Annotated in this window: 18 protein-coding genes and 1 tRNA gene; 13 read left to right on the forward strand and 6 right to left on the reverse strand. The window is 61.6% G+C overall.

Annotated features, from left to right (window positions below):
- Positions 1 to 182: 182 nt before the first annotated feature.
- From modA to csrA, 5 genes are all read left to right on the forward strand, one after another.
- Complete coding sequence (gene modA / locus ABIB24_RS24720; RefSeq protein WP_274079815.1) at positions 183 to 941, forward strand: molybdate ABC transporter substrate-binding protein; 759 nt, start codon at positions 183 to 185, stop codon at positions 939 to 941.
- The gene (modB, locus tag ABIB24_RS24725) at positions 941 to 1,621 is read left to right on the forward strand and encodes a molybdate ABC transporter permease subunit (RefSeq protein WP_274120610.1); all 681 of its coding nucleotides are present in this window, start codon (positions 941 to 943) and stop codon (positions 1,619 to 1,621) included. The genes modA and modB overlap by 1 nt, the downstream gene beginning before the upstream one ends.
- Before the next feature lies 1 nt (position 1,622).
- The gene (modC, locus tag ABIB24_RS24730) at positions 1,623 to 2,714 is read left to right on the forward strand and encodes a molybdenum ABC transporter ATP-binding protein (RefSeq protein ID WP_274079817.1); all 1,092 of its coding nucleotides are present in this window, start codon (positions 1,623 to 1,625) and stop codon (positions 2,712 to 2,714) included.
- 57 nt (positions 2,715 to 2,771) lie between these two features.
- Complete coding sequence (locus tag ABIB24_RS24735) at positions 2,772 to 3,794, forward strand: DNA topoisomerase IB (RefSeq protein ID WP_274079818.1); 1,023 nt, start codon at positions 2,772 to 2,774, stop codon at positions 3,792 to 3,794.
- Positions 3,795 to 4,047: 253 nt separating this feature from the next.
- Positions 4,048 to 4,245 carry a carbon storage regulator CsrA gene (gene csrA / locus ABIB24_RS24740; protein ID WP_004375914.1) on the forward strand — a complete coding sequence of 66 codons (198 nt, stop codon included), beginning with the start codon at positions 4,048 to 4,050 and terminating at the stop codon, positions 4,243 to 4,245.
- 45 nt (positions 4,246 to 4,290) lie between these two features.
- On the opposite strand, the gene ABIB24_RS24745 is transcribed toward csrA, so the two are convergent.
- From ABIB24_RS24745 to ABIB24_RS24760, 4 genes are read right to left on the reverse strand one after another with little or no spacing between them, the layout of a single operon-like run.
- On the reverse strand, positions 4,291 to 4,644 hold the full coding sequence (locus tag ABIB24_RS24745; RefSeq protein WP_013973192.1) for a response regulator: 354 nt from the start codon (positions 4,642 to 4,644) through the stop codon (positions 4,291 to 4,293).
- 11 nt (positions 4,645 to 4,655) lie between these two features.
- A complete protein-coding gene (locus ABIB24_RS24750; RefSeq protein WP_274079819.1) occupies positions 4,656 to 6,101 on the reverse strand; it encodes an ATPase domain-containing protein in 1,446 nt (481 codons plus the stop codon).
- A gap of 6 nt (positions 6,102 to 6,107) precedes the next feature.
- Positions 6,108 to 7,265 carry a two-component system sensor histidine kinase NtrB gene (locus tag ABIB24_RS24755; RefSeq protein ID WP_085615098.1) on the reverse strand — a complete coding sequence of 386 codons (1,158 nt, stop codon included), beginning with the start codon at positions 7,263 to 7,265 and terminating at the stop codon, positions 6,108 to 6,110.
- 42 nt (positions 7,266 to 7,307) lie between these two features.
- Entirely contained in the window at positions 7,308 to 7,583 is a 276-nt protein-coding gene (locus tag ABIB24_RS24760) for a hypothetical protein (RefSeq protein WP_274079820.1), read from the reverse strand.
- A 201-nt stretch (positions 7,584 to 7,784) separates the two neighbouring features.
- Between ABIB24_RS24760 and ABIB24_RS24765 the strand changes: the two genes are divergently transcribed.
- Together ABIB24_RS24765 and ABIB24_RS24770 are read left to right on the forward strand one after the other, a co-directional pair.
- A tRNA-Leu gene (locus tag ABIB24_RS24765) sits at positions 7,785 to 7,869 on the forward strand.
- A gap of 103 nt (positions 7,870 to 7,972) precedes the next feature.
- Entirely contained in the window at positions 7,973 to 8,386 is a 414-nt protein-coding gene (locus tag ABIB24_RS24770) for a DoxX family protein (RefSeq protein WP_025339679.1), read from the forward strand.
- Position 8,387: 1 nt separating this feature from the next.
- Here ABIB24_RS24770 and ABIB24_RS24775 read toward each other — a convergent pair whose 3' ends face one another.
- The gene (locus ABIB24_RS24775; protein ID WP_137164342.1) at positions 8,388 to 8,585 is read right to left on the reverse strand and encodes a hypothetical protein; all 198 of its coding nucleotides are present in this window, start codon (positions 8,583 to 8,585) and stop codon (positions 8,388 to 8,390) included.
- A 260-nt stretch (positions 8,586 to 8,845) separates the two neighbouring features.
- Here ABIB24_RS24775 and ABIB24_RS24780 point away from each other — a divergent pair, with 260 nt between their 5' ends.
- The 3 genes from ABIB24_RS24780 to ABIB24_RS24790 all read left to right on the forward strand — a co-directional run bounded on the left by ABIB24_RS24780 (position 8,846) and on the right by ABIB24_RS24790 (position 11,158).
- Positions 8,846 to 9,520 (forward strand): polysaccharide lyase family 7 protein, encoded by a 675-nt coding sequence (locus tag ABIB24_RS24780; protein ID WP_137164343.1) that lies wholly within the window; start codon positions 8,846 to 8,848, stop codon positions 9,518 to 9,520.
- Between the two features lie 260 nt (positions 9,521 to 9,780).
- Positions 9,781 to 10,791, forward strand: a complete 1,011-nt coding sequence (gene adhP, locus ABIB24_RS24785) for an alcohol dehydrogenase AdhP (RefSeq protein ID WP_075045624.1) — start codon at positions 9,781 to 9,783, stop codon at positions 10,789 to 10,791.
- A gap of 130 nt (positions 10,792 to 10,921) precedes the next feature.
- Entirely contained in the window at positions 10,922 to 11,158 is a 237-nt protein-coding gene (locus ABIB24_RS24790; RefSeq protein WP_075045625.1) for a hypothetical protein, read from the forward strand.
- Between the two features lie 318 nt (positions 11,159 to 11,476).
- Here the strand turns inward: ABIB24_RS24790 and ABIB24_RS24795 are convergent, their stop codons facing one another.
- On the reverse strand, positions 11,477 to 12,691 hold the full coding sequence (locus ABIB24_RS24795; protein WP_137164345.1) for an aldose 1-epimerase family protein: 1,215 nt from the start codon (positions 12,689 to 12,691) through the stop codon (positions 11,477 to 11,479).
- A 217-nt stretch (positions 12,692 to 12,908) separates the two neighbouring features.
- On the opposite strand from ABIB24_RS24795, the gene ABIB24_RS24800 reads away from it, so the two are divergent.
- From ABIB24_RS24800 to ABIB24_RS24810, 3 genes are all read left to right on the forward strand, one after another.
- Complete coding sequence (locus ABIB24_RS24800; protein ID WP_137164346.1) at positions 12,909 to 13,802, forward strand: LysR substrate-binding domain-containing protein; 894 nt, start codon at positions 12,909 to 12,911, stop codon at positions 13,800 to 13,802.
- Positions 13,803 to 13,899: 97 nt separating this feature from the next.
- Positions 13,900 to 14,604, forward strand: a complete 705-nt coding sequence (locus tag ABIB24_RS24805) for an SDR family oxidoreductase (protein WP_274120615.1) — start codon at positions 13,900 to 13,902, stop codon at positions 14,602 to 14,604.
- Between the two features lie 66 nt (positions 14,605 to 14,670).
- The gene (locus ABIB24_RS24810) at positions 14,671 to 14,862 is read left to right on the forward strand and encodes a DUF1330 domain-containing protein (RefSeq protein ID WP_249352849.1); all 192 of its coding nucleotides are present in this window, start codon (positions 14,671 to 14,673) and stop codon (positions 14,860 to 14,862) included.
- The last annotated feature ends 471 nt before the right edge of the window (positions 14,863 to 15,333 follow it).

The raw sequence follows: 15,333 nt of genomic DNA on the forward strand, positions 1-15,333 counted from the left end.
CAGGTCCGGCCTCTTCGCGGGTGAACCCGCTCCCACAATTCGAATATTGGGGCGACCCTGTGGGAGCGGGTTTACCCGCGAAAGGGCCTGGCCTGCTTACGCATGACCTTGCCCCCTTCCCGGCCCATGGCCTATCGCTATATAGTTCAGGCTATAACGATAACCCCCAAGGAACTGTCTTCATGCGTATCCGCCCGTCCCACCTGGCTGCCGCCGCCCTGGCCAGTCTGCTCGCCTTCAACACTGCCTGGGCCGATGAAGTCCAGGTCGCGGTCGCAGCGAACTTCACAGCCCCCATCCAGGCCATTGCCAAGGACTTCGAAAAAGACACCGGCCACAAGCTGGTCGCCGCCTATGGCGCCACCGGCCAGTTCTACACACAAATCAAGAACGGGGCGCCGTTCGAGGTATTCCTGGCTGCCGACGACAGCACCCCGGCCAAGCTCGAGCAGGAAAAGGCCATTGTCCCGGGCTCGCGCTTCACCTACGCCATCGGCACCCTGGCCCTGTGGTCGGCCACGCCCGGCTATGTCGACGCCAACGGCGAAGTGCTGAAGAAGAACCAGTTCAAGCACCTGTCCATCGCCAACCCGAAAACCGCTCCCTACGGCCTGGCCGCCACCCAGGTGCTGGGCAAGCTGAAGCTGACCGAAGCCACCAAGCCCAAGCTGGTCGAAGGGCAGAACATCACCCAGGCGTTCCAGTTCGTCTCCACCGGCAACGCCGAGCTGGGCTTTGTCGCCCTGTCGCAAATCTACAAGGACGGCAAGGTCGAAAGCGGTTCGGCCTGGATCGTTCCCTCTTCCCTTCACGAGCCCATCCGCCAGGACGCGGTAATCCTCGAAAAAGGCAAGGACAACCCCGCCGCCAAGGCCCTGGTCGACTACCTGAAAGGCCCGAAAGCCGCGGCAGTGATCAAATCCTACGGTTATGAAATCTGATGCCACTGGACGCCAGTGACCTGGGTGCCATCTGGCTGACCGTGAAACTGGCCAGCCTGACCACCCTGATCCTGCTGATCATCGGCACGCCCATCGCCTGGTGGCTGGCGCGCACGCGCTCGTGGCTGCGTGGGCCGGTGGGCGCGGTGGTGGCCTTGCCGCTGGTGCTGCCACCCACGGTTATCGGCTTCTACCTGCTGATCGCCCTCGGCCCGCATGGCTGGCTGGGCCAGGCGACCCAGGCGCTGGGCCTGGGCAGCGTGGTGTTCAGCTTCACCGGCCTGGTGATCGGCTCGGTGATCTACTCCATGCCGTTCGTGGTCCAGCCGCTGCAGAATGCCTTCGGCGCCATTGGCCAGCGCCCGCTGGAAGTGGCCGCCACACTGCGCGCCAGCCCCTGGGATACCTTCGTCCACGTGGTGCTGCCGTTGGCCCGCCCGGGCTTCATCACCGCCAGCATCCTCGGTTTCGCCCACACCGTGGGCGAGTTCGGCGTGGTGTTGATGATTGGCGGCAACATCCCCGACAAGACACGCGTGGTCTCGGTGCAGATTTTCGACCATGTCGAGGCCATGGCCTATTCGCAAGCACACTGGCTGGCCGGTGCCATGCTGGTGTTCTCGTTCCTGGTGCTGCTCCTGCTGTACGCTGGGCGCCGCGGCAAGGCTGGCTGGAGCTGATATGAGCGCATCTATTGTGGCGCGCCTGAAACTGGCGCGCGACGACTTCACCCTGGACGTCGACCTGCACCTGCCCGGGCGCGGCATCAGCGCGCTGTTCGGCCACTCCGGTTCTGGCAAGACCAGCTGCCTGCGTTGCCTGGCCGGGCTGGAACGGGCCGCCAGCGCCTACATCGAGGTCAACGGCGAAGTCTGGGAAGACAGCGCCCGTGGCTACTTCCAGGCACCACACCTGCGCCCGGTGGGTTACGTGTTCCAGGAGGCCAGCCTGTTCCCGCACCTGTCGGTACGCGGCAACCTGGAGTTCGGCTGGCGCCGGGTGGCCGCTGCCGAGCGCAAGGTCAGCCTCGACCAGGCCTGCCAGCTGCTGGGTATTGGCCACTTGCTGGCACGCCGGCCGGCGACCTTGTCCGGTGGCGAGGCACAGCGGGTGGGCATTGCCCGCGCCCTGCTCAGCAGCCCGCGCCTGCTGTTGATGGACGAGCCACTGGCTGCCCTCGACGGGCCGCGCAAGCGCGAAATACTGCCCTACCTGGAACGCCTGCACGACGAACTGGACATCCCGCTGGTGTATGTCAGCCATGCTCAGGAGGAAGTGGCGCGGCTGGCCGACCACCTGGTGTTGCTGGAGCAAGGCCAGGCAGTGGCCAGCGGCCCGATCGGCGAAACCCTGGCCCGTCTCGACCTGTCGCTGGCCGAGGGCGAGGATGCTGGCGTGGTGTTCGAGGGCCTGGTGGTGGGGCACGACCCGCACTACGACCTGCTCGAACTGCGCCTGCCCGGCAACGATGGGCCACTGTTGCGCATCGCCTACCCGGCCCAGGCGATGGGCAGCACCTTGCGGGTCAAGGTGCAGGCTCGTGACGTCAGCCTGGCCCTGGCAGCCGACAGTACTTCGAGCATCCTCAACCGATTGCCGGTGCGCGTGCGCGAAAGCCGCCCGGCCGCCAACCCGGCCCATGTGCTGGTCAGCCTGGATGCCGGCGGCAACGCCTTGCTCGCACGCATCACCCGCTTCTCGGCAGACCAGCTCGGCCTGCACCCGGGCCAGGTGCTGTTCGCCCAGATCAAGTCGGTGGCGTTGCTGGGCTGAGCATCGGCCCCGTGGCTGATGTCCATTGATCAGTGACCTGATCGAGGCCTGCCAGCCATGCTTGACTGCCCCCTGCCGCGCACCCTGCACTACGTCGACGACAGCCAGCCGGGCCTGACCCGGCGGCGCTGGCGGGGGCGCTTCATCTACCTGGATGCCGACGGCCAGCGGGTGCGCGACAGCGATACCCTCGCCCGCATCGCTGCACTGGTAATCCCCCCGGCCTATACCGAGGTGTGGATCTGCGCCGACCCGCAGGGCCACCTGCAGGCGACAGGTCGCGATGCCCGGGGCCGCAAGCAATACCGCTACCATGCGCAGTGGCGCGAAGTACGCGACCAGCACAAGTACGGGCGCATGCTGGCGTTTGCCCAGGCCCTGCCGAAACTGCGTGCACAACTGCACGCCCACCTTGCCCGGCCAGGCCTGGACCGGGAAAAGGTAATGGCGCTGGTGGTCAGCCTGCTGGACCACACCCTGATCCGCATCGGCAACCAGCGCTACCTGCGTGAAAACCAGTCCTATGGCCTGACCACCCTGCGCAACCGCCATGTCGAGGTGAAGGGCAGCAGCATCCGCTTCCAGTTCCGCGGCAAGCGTGGCGTCGAGCACAGCGTCAGCCTCAACGATCGGCGCCTGGCCAACCTGCTCAAGCGCTGCATGGAGCTGCCCGGGCAAGCGCTGTTCCAGTACCTGGACGACGACGGCCAGCGCCACAGTGTCGGCTCCAGCGAGGTCAACCAGTTTCTGCAGCAGCTGACCGGCGCCGACTTCACCGCCAAGGACTACCGCACCTGGGCCGGCAGCAGCCTGGCCCTGGACCTGCTCAGGCCCTTGGCCTGGGAACCCGAGAGCGATGCCAAGCGCCAAGTAGCCGCCATCGTACGCCAGGTAGCATCACGCCTGGGCAACACGCCGGCAGTGTGCAGGCGCTGCTACATCCACCCGGCTGTACTTGAACACTATGCCCTGGGGCGCCTGGCCAACTTGCCGAAGAACCGTGTACGCAAAGGCCTGGACCGTGAAGAAGTAGCCTTGCTGTTATTTCTTCAGGCACTCGAGGAACAGGATGACCATTAACCCGGTCTATTCAGACCATGATGCGAAGAAATTTCCCATTGGCCGCCAAGCCCCCTATTCTTGCCACCGAGCACCTTGGCCGACAAACCGCTGGCGGTTTGCTTCGGCACCTGCGACTGAAGACACGCAACAGAATTTGTCTGTCGGGGAATTACTATCCGCCGAAAGCGTCTTTAATGAGAAGGAAGAGGGACAAGCTCCCGCCGCCGTGGCAACTAGCCCGACGGACTTTTACATCACCAAGGAGAACTACATGCTGATACTCACCCGCAAGGTTGGCGAAAGCATCGTCATCAACGATGACATCAAAGTCACCATTCTGGGCGTCAAAGGGATGCAGGTGAGGATCGGTATCGATGCACCGAAAGACGTCCAGGTCCATCGCGAAGAGATCTTCAAGCGTATCCAGGCTGGCAGCCCGGCCCCGGAAAAGCACGACGACTCGCACTGAGCGACCTGCCTCAAGCCGCACGGACGCGCTTGATCGCCCCGCGCCTCAGGTGCCCAGCAGTTCGTGCACCTTGGCGATCATACAGTCCATGTCGAACGGTTTGTCGAACACCGCGGCGAACAGTTCCGGGCATCCCTGGTTGGCCTGCGCGCCACTCATGAGGATGACCGGCAACTCGCTCAAGGCCGGGTCCTCACGCATCGAGCGCACCAACTCCTCACCGTTGAGCAGTGGCATCATGTAGTCGGTGATAACGAGCTGAACGCGCTTTTCCTTCAGTGCCTCCAGTGCCTTGCAGCCGTTGCTCGCCTTTTCCACCAGAAAACCTTCGTCCTCCAGGGCAAAACCGAGGATGTCGGCAATCAGGTACTCGTCATCGACGATCAGGATGGTGTTCATCGCCCGCCCCGTCACCCGCTCCCCTGCGGCACCGGCGTTCCCGAGAGCACACCGCAGGCGCCTTCGAACGCCTTGCGCAGGGTAATGCCTTGCGGCCCGATCAGCAGCTCGTGCAAGGCAGGGTCATGGTGGCTGTCACGCACCTTGAGGATCGACAGCATGCGCCGCAGCTGCGAACCCAGCTCGACGAAGCGCATCAGCATCAGGTTGTCGACGATACTCGACAGGTCCGGGGCCGGGGCGCTGATTTCCGCGCCGAAGATGTCGCGCATTTCCCAAGTCAGCATCACGCTAACATCGCGCGCGCGCAGCTCGCCGGCCAGGGCGCGGAAAAACGCATTGAGCCGCGCCGGGTCGATGGCCAGGCGGCTGAATGCCCCCAGGCTGTCGATCAGCACGCGCTTGCTGCCTTGCGCTTCGACCCGCTCGAGCAGGCGCGCGCCGACCTGGTCCAGCAGGCCCTCGGTGGTCGGCTGCCAGCACAGCTGCAGGCTGCCGCCCTGCTCCATGGCTGCAAAATCGTAACCCAGCGACGCGGCCTTGATTCGCAGGCGCTCCGGCGTTTCGTAGAAGCCGAAATGCAGCCCCGGCGCCTGCGGGCTGCTGGCACCGAGAAAAGCCAGGCCCAATGACGTCTTGCCAATACCCGAGGGCCCGATCAGCAGGCTGACCGAGCCGGTGGCCAAGCCGCCACCAAGCATCTCATCCAAGGTCGCCACCCCGCTGCTGACGCGCTCCAAGGTGGCGCTGCCCGCCTGGCTGGGGTGGCTGAACAGCGACTCCAGGCGCGGGTATACATGCATGCCGGCTCCATCGATGAGGCATTCATGGCGCCCCGACAACGCCGCACTGCCCCGTGTCTTGCGCAGCTGGATATGGCGCACGGCGCGGCTGCCGAACAGTTGCTCGCCCAGTTCGATCACGCCGTCGACCATGGTGTGCTCCGGGCTGCCCTCCTCCAACCGGGCACTGGTCAGCAGCAGCACGGTGCAACCGGCGAAGGCCGCATGGCCCTGTAGTTCGGAGACGAATTTCTTGGTGTCCAGCGCGGTTTCCGCACGCACCCGTGCATTGAGCACGCCATCGACGATCAGCAGGCTGGCCTGCTGGCGGGCGATTTCCTGGCGCAGCAGCCGTACCACGGCGTCCAGGCCTTCCTGCTCCAGGGTGTCGAAAGCACTGACGAACTGGATCGGGTCGCCGACCAGCGCCGGGTCGAAGAACTCCAAGGTCGCCAGGTACTGGAACAGCCGCTCGTGCGACTCGCTCAGCAAGGTGGCCACCAGCACCCTGCCACCGCCGCGCACATGCCCGCAGGCCAGCTGGTTGGCGAGGATGGTCTTGCCCGCCCCCGGTGGGCCCTGAATGATGTAGGACGCGCCAGCCACCAGGCCACCCTGGAGCAATGCATCGAGCCCATCGATCCCCGTCACCAGCCGCCTGAGTGCCTGTGCCATGGTGTTCTACCTGTCGAGTTGGCTGTCCGCCTGCTGATAGATTGGCAAGTAAAGTTGCATGCAAGTTCCCCGGCCGGGCTCACTGTCGACGCAAATGGCACCACCGCTCTGCCTGGCAAAACCATACACCTGGCTAAGGCCCAGGCCAGTCCCCTTGCCAAAGGGTTTGGTAGTGAAAAACGGTTCGAAGATACGCGGCAGTACCGCTGGCGCGATGCCCTCGCCGCTGTCTTCCACCTCGAAACGCACAAACCCGCCGTGCAGGCCTTCCACCTCGCCGGCCAGTTCGACCACATCGACGGTCAAGCCGATCCGGCCCTGCCCCGTGATGGCATCGCGGGCATTGAACAACAGATTGAGCAGCACCATCTGCAATTGCCCGGCATCCACCTCGATCAGGGGCAGGTCCGGTTGCAGCACAACCTCCAGGTCAATCGAACCGGGCAGCGCATGCTCCAGTAGACCACGGGTGGCGGCAATAAGGTTCGCCGGGGCGACGCAAGACACATCAAGCTTGCGGTGGCGTGCAAAGCTGAGCAACTGCTGGGTCAGTTCGGTGCCCCGCTGCCCGGCATCCAGAATATGCTGCAGCATGCGCTGGGCGCGTGCCGGGTCCTGTGTGGCCAGCGCCAGGCGCGCCGAGCTGATGATGATGGTCAGCATGTTGTTGAAGTCATGCGCCAGGCCACCGGTCAACTGGCCGAGGGCCTCCAGCTTCTGTGCCTGGAACAGCTGGGCGCGTACCGCGTCCAGTTGCAGCGCCGACTCGCGGCGGTCGGTGATGTCCCGGGTCACCTTGGCCAGGCCGACGACCTGGCCTTGGTCATCGCGAATCACATCCAGCGCGGCCAGCGCCCAGAACTGCGTGCCATCCTTGCGTACGCGCCAGCCTTCATCCTGCGCCACGCCCTGCTCCAGCGCCTGGCGCAGCAAGCGCTCCGGGCGGCCTTCGGTGCAATCCTGCGGGGTGAAGAACAACGAGAAATGCTGGCCGATCACTTCATCGGCACGGTACCCCTTGATGCGTTGCGCGCCTGCATTCCACGACACCACATGGCCGGATGGGTCGAGCATGTAGATGGCGTAGTCCACCACCGACTGAACCAGCTGTTCATAGCGGTGGGCAGGCATGACAGGGTGGTCGAGGCAGTCAGCTGAAACCATGCGAGCTCCACCGGTACGGCAGGAGGGAAGATAGGGCGAGGTTCAACGCTCTGGCTCAACCAGCACCGGGCTGATGCGCCGCGGCATCGCCACTTTCAGCAGCCACAAGCCGACCAGCAGAATAAGCCCGCCACCGGCCAGGGCTATCAGGCGCTGCGGTTGAGGGTGTTCGGCATCGAACCCCAGCATCAGCAGGTAACCGCCCAAGCTGATCAGGCTGAGGTAGAGAAACGCCCCCAACACGACTACCAGCACGAACAACAGTCGCCAGAACAGCCGCGGGCGTACGATACGCTCGGAAGTACCGGACTGATTCATCACCGCACACTCTTGGATCCAATAAAGGGGCAACAGTGGCGTAATGACAGCAAGGTGTCAATTGCCCAATCGATCGACCCTTCACTCTGTTGATCATAGGTGCTGTGGTTGACTCAACTATAACAATGGGTTATAAAGCGCGCTTGATTGCGAAGCCCTTCTGCTTAGAAGCGAGCTGGTCGTCACGACCCCTTCAAGCGTGCGAGTGTGGTGGAATTGGTATACACAGCAGACTTAAAATCTGTCGGCGTGAGCCTTGCGGGTTCGAGTCCCGCCACTCGCACCAAATTCTTTGCGAAGGCGCCCTTGCGGCGCCTTTTTGCTGCCCGCCAGCAATCCTTTGCGCAGCTGCTAGAGTGGAGCTTGTACCCGCCCACTGGAACGCCGCCATGCGCTACTCCCTGTTCGATGGTCAACGCGACATCATTATCCTGATTGCCCGTGTGCTGCTGATGATCCTGTTCGTCTTGTCTGGCTGGGGCAAGCTGACCGGGTTCGAAGGCACGGTCGGCTACATGACCTCACTGGGCGCCCCTGCCCCCATGCTGGCAGCGGCAGTTGCCGTGCTCATGGAGTTCGTCGTCGGCATCCTGCTGATCCTCGGTTTCTACACCCGGCCGCTGGCCTTCCTGCTGGCGCTGTTCGTGCTGGGCACGGCGCTGCTGGGCCACCCGTTCTGGAGCATGGTCGACCCTGAGCGCAGCGCCAACATGACCCAGTTCCTGAAAAACCTCAGCATCATGGGCGGCCTGCTGATGCTGGCAGTGAGCGGCCCTGGGCGTTTTTCGGTAGACGGGCGCTGAGTCAGTCGTCTTCGCAGTCGTCGAACCAGGCTGGGTGATCGCGCTCCTCGTCATCTAGGTCATCCAGCGTATCCTCGTCTTCCTCAACCTCGTCCTCGGCGCCCTGGGCATCCGCTTCAGGCTCCAAATCGTCGTAGAGGAATTCGTGGTCAAGCAGGTGATCGTGCTCGGGTTCGTGCAGGTCGTCTTCGTCGTGCATGCTGGCTCCTGGGCTGGTGGCAGGCCTGTATAGGCTGATCGGCTGCGCAGGTCAATGCGTTAGTGCTTAATGCTCGGTTAACCGGCCGGGCCCACTCTGCAGGCTCTCCCTTCAAACGTTGCTTGCCCGCCTCCCATGGCGGGCTTTTTTATCCCCTGGGTTTCCCCTTCGTCCAGCCTTGTCAAATCACAGTGAACTGCGCCCATGCTGGCCAGGCTCGCAAATGATGCAGGACCTGTCGTTTTTCAAGGAGAAAGCCCATGGCTGTGTATATCGATAACCTCATCATTACCACCCCCGTGCCGAAGTCCGCGACCAACCCGGTGGCGCTGGAGTTGACCGGTGCCCAGGCGCTGGCGACCCTGCCCGAAGTCATCGCCCGCCTGAGCGACGGCTCGATCCGCATGACCGCCCCCACCAAGGGCGCCTCCAGCAAAAGCACCCACCGCACCCGCTGCGAGTGGAAGGAGCCCGCGTACTGGGCACTGAACAGCGGCGCCCTGCACCGCAATCACCAGACCATGACACTGCAGAAAGTGAACTTTGCGCAAAAAGTGGTGATTGCCCAGATGCACGTCAAAGACGACGACAACCCGCCCATCAAGGTGTTCTGGAACAAGGGCAAGATCACCGTGGGCTTCCGGACCGACTTCAACCAGACGGCCACGAGCAGCAGCACGGTGCTGGCCGACGTACCGCTCGGTGCCCGTTTCGATGTGAGCATCGACGTGACGAACAACGGCGCCTGCACGGTCAGTGCAAGCTGCAACGGCCGTATTGGCAGCACATCGCCCCTGCAACTGGGTGCGACCTGGGCGACGCGCACGCTCAAATTCCATGGCGGGGTATACAACCAGGTGGACTACACCGACGACACGCCTGCCGAGGATGGCTCGGTGTGCGTCATCAGCCAACTGGAACTGAGCCATGCATGACATGCTCATGACCTGACCTTCACGAAATACTGACATCCGGGTGGGCACACTGGCCCTGCTCCGTATGTTCTTGCAGCCCGCCGCATTATTGCCGCGGGCTTTTCTTTTTGTGGCGAGCCTTACGCAGAATCCTGCAGGGCCCTGCTGCGTACAAGCCTCCCACCCCAGACCATGACCTGAAGCAGTTTTGCCCCACCCGGCAAGGGCTATGCTAACCCCGGCGATAACCCAAGCTCATTCGGATAGACACGGAGGCTCCTATGAAAGCTGCTGTTGTTGCACCAGGCCGTCGCGTGGATGTGGTGGAGAAAACCCTGCGCCCCCTCGAGCACGGTGAAGCGCTGCTGAAGATGCAATGCTGCGGTGTGTGCCACACCGACCTGCATGTGAAAAATGGCGACTTCGGTGACAAGACCGGTGTGGTGCTAGGCCACGAAGGCATCGGCGTGGTCCAGGCAGTAGGGCCAGGCGTCACCTCGCTCAAACCGGGCGACCGCGCCAGCGTGGCCTGGTTCTACCAGGGCTGCGGGCATTGCGAGTATTGCAACAGCGGCAACGAAACCCTGTGCCGCGAAGTGAAGAACTCCGGCTACACCGTGGACGGCGGCATGGCCGAAGCCTGCATCGTCAAAGCCGACTACTCGGTAAAAGTGCCCGACGGGCTCGACTCCGCTGCCGCCAGCAGCATTACCTGCGCCGGCGTGACCACCTACAAGGCGGTGAAGATCTCCAACATCCGCCCCGGCCAATGGATCGCCATCTACGGCCTCGGCGGCCTGGGCAACCTTGCCTTGCAATACGCCAAGAACGTCTTCAACGCCAAAGTGATCGCCATCGACGTCAACGAAGAGCAACTGCGCTTCGCCAGCGAGATGGGCGCCGACCTGGTCATCAACTCACGCACCGAGGATGCCGCCAAGGTCATCCAGGCCAAGACCGGTGGCGCCCACGCCGCCGTGGTTACCGCCGTTGCCAAGGCAGCCTTCAACTCGGCCGTTGATGCCCTGCGTGCGGGTGGCCGCCTGGTTGCGGTCGGCCTGCCGTCGGAAGCGATGAACCTGAATATCCCTCGATTGGTGCTGGACGGCATCGAAGTGATCGGCTCGCTGGTCGGTACCCGGCAGGACCTGCAGGAAGCTTTCCAGTTTGCGGCGGAAGGGAAAGTGGTGCCGAAGGTGACGCTGCGGCCGATCGAGGATATCAACCAGATCTTCGAGGAGATGCTGGAGGGCAAGATCAAAGGGCGGATGGTGATTCAGTTCGAGGGGTAAAAGCGAACCAATGGTCGCGCCTTGGGCTCTGGTTTCGAGTAAGCGCTATGCTTCATATACGTTTTTGTCCAAGTCGTGGTTTGTAGTTGCTTCGCAAGCCGCAAACTGGCTAGCACATCGGGGTCAATGTATGGGCATCCGCAGCTTGGCGAAAAACCTGCCACCCGATCCGGACAATGACGGCTGGGTGCTTGGATGGGGCGTACTGAGAGACCGGCATCCCTGGCATTTCGTCGATGTTTATGCCGACCAGAAGACAGCCAGGGCCGAGGCGGAGCGCCGCGGGGTTGGCTATGTTGTGGAATTCGGCTCGCACCGCCTGGGATCGGATGAATTCGTTTGCGGGATATCCCCGCCTGAAGGCTAGCGTTTGAATGGACGGAGCGGCGGGCGATGGATCCTGCGGCCGTAGGCGACAGACAGCTATCGACCCAAAGCGGACGCTAAAAGATAACTGGTTTCGTAAGCGCGACGCGTACTCTGTGGGAGCGGGTTTACCCGCGAAGCAGGCGCCGCGGTGGATGGCACCGGCGGTGCCGGTGTTCGCGGGTAAACCCGCTCCCACAATGATTGCTGTTGGGCAAAATGACAGCCAAGGGTCGAAAGCAGCCTTGCAGCAAAGCCATGAAACCAACAACTTTGATAGTTCTGACTAGTCGACGAAGCCGACATGCCCTGGTCGGCGTTACCCCTTGGTCAGATCAACCAATGGCGTCTGCCGCACCTCGGTTTCACGCCCGCCCTGAATCTCGCTAACATGCTTCAAGGCCTTGTCCACTGCCACCTTGTCCGCCAACAAGCTGTAGCTGATGTGGAACTGCCTGTGTTCCTTCGGTCCGATTGTCGGCACCAGGTTCAGTGGCCGCTGGTAACGGCGGTTGTAGGAAAAACTCGTCCCCGGCTCGAGCCCGGTCACATAACCCTGGCCTTGGGTATCGGTATTTTTCCACAGTGAAAATACAGGCAATGTCCGAGTATTGAAGCCGACCGAAACGCCCAGACTGCCAGCCTTGTCATGCAACACGGCTAACGTATTGCCCTGGGCATCGGCATACGGCACCACGTTATAAACCGTTTCGTCATAGTCCTTGGTGGGCGCTCGGTAGGTTTGCCAATCGGCCAGATCTTCCCTTGCCTTGTCGTTGAACGGCGACACCTGTTTCACTGGCGCGGCGAACCGAGCACCCTGCTCCAGAAACGGGGTGCTGAAGTTACTGTGATACAGCGCCTGGTATTCCTTTGGATAATCGCCGTTGTTGGTCAGGGTGTCGTTGAGGACGAACATCACGCTGCCCGGTTCGGTGACCAATTCAGTCACGACGGAGAAGTCGACTTTCTTGAACGCCTGCTCTTTCAGTTCGCCACGCAGGCTGATGGCGTATGGTGGTTTCTCATCGATGTGCAGGGTGACTTTGTTTGCAGGTATGTTGGCGGCCCGACCGTGCAGGGTCAGCAGCTCGCCATTGTCGACGCCGGGGTGGCCGACCCACTCGTAACCGCAACGGGCGACCAGTTCGTTGAAGCCCTCCAGCCAGCCCAGGCCATTGCGCCCATTAAGCTCGATGAAGGACGGGTTGACCACTTCCTGGACCGGCGAATCCCAGCCCATGCGCACATTGCCGACCGACGCCTGCAAGACGTTCATTCCACGGGTCGGCACTACCGAAAGTTTCATCGTACCGTTATCGATGTCGACGATGCTGACACCCTCTTGCCTGCCTCCGTGCAAGGTACGCAAGGTAACGCTGAAGGGCTTGTCGGTTTTTATGCCAAGTTGCTGGCTGGTGATCTGCCAGTTCTGGGCGGCTTTATCGGTGTCGAGCAGAACGTAATCCCAGGCCATGGTGTGGGAGGCTGCGGACAGGGCGCCGAGAGCAACGAAGAATTTGAGGAGGGGCATGACAGGTTGCCTTTCTTGGAGTTGTTCCCCTTTATAGACACGAAGAAACGTTTCAGCAAGCTAGCCAAGTGATGCTTTCGATTGGCACAGGTTTCTTTAGCTAGTTTCAGGGAGTAGCCTCGGCACAGTGAATCTTTCGAGCCCGATCAGGTTATCAACCTTGTGAAAGCATCAGAGAGACAGAACAATTGCCGAACTCGATAGAATCTTCATTGCCATGCCAGACGGTTTCCCTGATTTGCCCTCGCTGAACGCGTTGCGTGTTTTTGAAGTGGTGGCTCGCCGCTTGAACTTCCGTGTGGCTGCCGAGGAACTGGGCGTGACCCAGGCGGCAGTTGCCCAGCAGATACGCGGGTTGGAGGCGAGCCTGGATCTGCGTTTGTTTGAACGCCTGCCCCGTGGCTTGGCGTTGACTGATGCGGGCCTGGGCTACAGCGGAAGCATTCGCAGTGCACTGGCCATGATCGACGAGGCAACACGCCTGCTTCGGCCACAGACTTCTCACCTGACAGTCAGCGTTACACCTACCTTCGCCTCGAAATGGCTGATTCCCAGGCTCGGCAATTTTGCGCAGAGCCACCCAGACATCGATTTGCGTGTGCTGGCAACCGACCGGCTGTCGCACTTCAGCACCGATGGTGTGGATATCGCTGTCCGCTATGGCAAGCCCGAGTTCGGAGCAGGTTTGAATAGCGAGCTGCTGATGGAGCAGCGAATCATTGCGGTGGCCAGCCCAAGGCTGTTCGAAGGCAGCGAAATACCTGCCAGCTTTGCGCAGTTGCAGGACTTCGTCATGTTGCACGATGCCCATAATTTCTGGCCTCAGTTCCTTGCAGAGCTGTTCCCGCATCACCTGCAACCCACAGCCAGAAATCTGCGCTTCAATCAGACCTCATTGGCCATTGAAGCGGCAATCAGCGGCCAGGGCATTGCCTTGGCCAGCCCTGCGTTCGTCGGTGATGACATTGCCGCAGGCCGACTGATGCAGGTTTTTCCCCAGCAACTCAGGGTCGACAAGTCGTTTTATCTGGTCTGGCCACGCAAGATGAAACAGCCGGACTCATTGAGCGTCGTCCAACACTGGCTCAAGCAACAAGCTGTCGATAGTTAATCTATCGTAACAGTGAAGTTTAGCTGTCTCCCTCGCCAATGGGACTGCTGCTAAGGTGAATGCACCTGGAAATCAGCATTGAGAGATTGGAGGCAGCATGTCAGTAGAAAAAGTTTCGATAATTACGGCGGGTGGCAGCGGCATGGGCGCAGCGGCAGCACGACGCCTGGCCGCCGACGGCTTCAAGGTTGGGATTCTCTCCTCTTCGGGCAAGGGCGAGGCGTTGGCTGCCGAACTCGGCGGTATTGGTGTAACCGGTAGCAACCAGTCGGTTGAAGACCTGCAACGCCTGGTCGACGCTGTCGTGCAGAAGTGGGGCCGTATCGATGTGCTGGTCAATAGCGCCGGCCATGGCCCGCGCGCGCCAATCCTGGAAATCAGCGACGAGGATTGGCACAAGGGCATGGATACTTACCTGCTCAATGTCATTCGCCCGACTCGCCTGGTGACGCCTTACATGCAGCGTCAGAAGAGCGGAGTGATCATCAACATCTCCACTGCCTGGGCGTTCGAACCCAGCGAGCTGTTCCCGACTTCTGCGGTATTCCGCTCGGGCCTTGCCGCGTTCACCAAGATCTTCGCCGACAATTTCGCCGGCGATAACGTGCGCATCAACAACGTCCTCCCTGGCTGGATCGACAGCTTGCCGAGCACCGAGCAACGCCGCGACAGCGTGCCGCTCAAGCGCTACGGCACCAGCGAAGAAATCGCTGCGACCATTGCGTTCCTTGCTAGCGAAGGCGCGGCCTACATCACCGGGCAGAACATCAGGGTCGATGGCGGCGTAACACGCAGCATTTGATCTTCCGTGGCCGCAGCATTGCTGCGGCCCTCGTTTCATGGAACATGTTTTTTTGCTGGACGATCTGTGTCAGACCATATGGGCGCAGCTGGCGCGCTGGTCGAGTCGCATACCAGCGCGCGGGCGCTGGCGGTCGAATTCGACAGTTATGCTCAGGCCAAGGCGTGCTATGCCGATCCCGCCTATTCGGAGGCAAAGGCGATGGCATTACGCGCCTATCGTCGTGAGTTGATCATTGTTGAGCGGGATTTGGGCTGATCGAGCGTTCGCTGATACGGATGCATGGGACGAAAGCGTCCGGCATCGTTCCCCACCTCTAGCGCAATACTGAACAGCTCTGCCAAAAGAAAAGGCACCCGCAGGTGCCCTCTCAATACCGTTTACGGAATGAATCGAGTGCCACAAGCGTGGCACATCCAAGTGCGGCGCCACTCTTCCAATTTGTCGTACTGTGCGACGTTGAATTTCCAGTGGCGAACGAATCCAATTACACCGACGGTGATAAATATCGCGCCTATGAAGAACCTCGTCCAATCAACGCCCCAGAACGTGTTCATAAGCTTGAGGCCATCGTACAAGATGATTGCGCCAACCCCCGTAAGAATGACAGGGCCAAGCAAGCGCTTACCTGGAGGTGGACCGACGCTTGCCGCCAAATTGGTCTGATGCCGACCTGAAGTTTCAACGGTCACGCTTGGCCCGAATCCGGATTGGGATTGCGCTTGGTGG

The organism is Pseudomonas sp. UYEF17 (assembly GCF_040546125.1).
Lineage (GTDB): Bacteria > Pseudomonadota > Gammaproteobacteria > Pseudomonadales > Pseudomonadaceae > Aquipseudomonas > Aquipseudomonas putida_Z.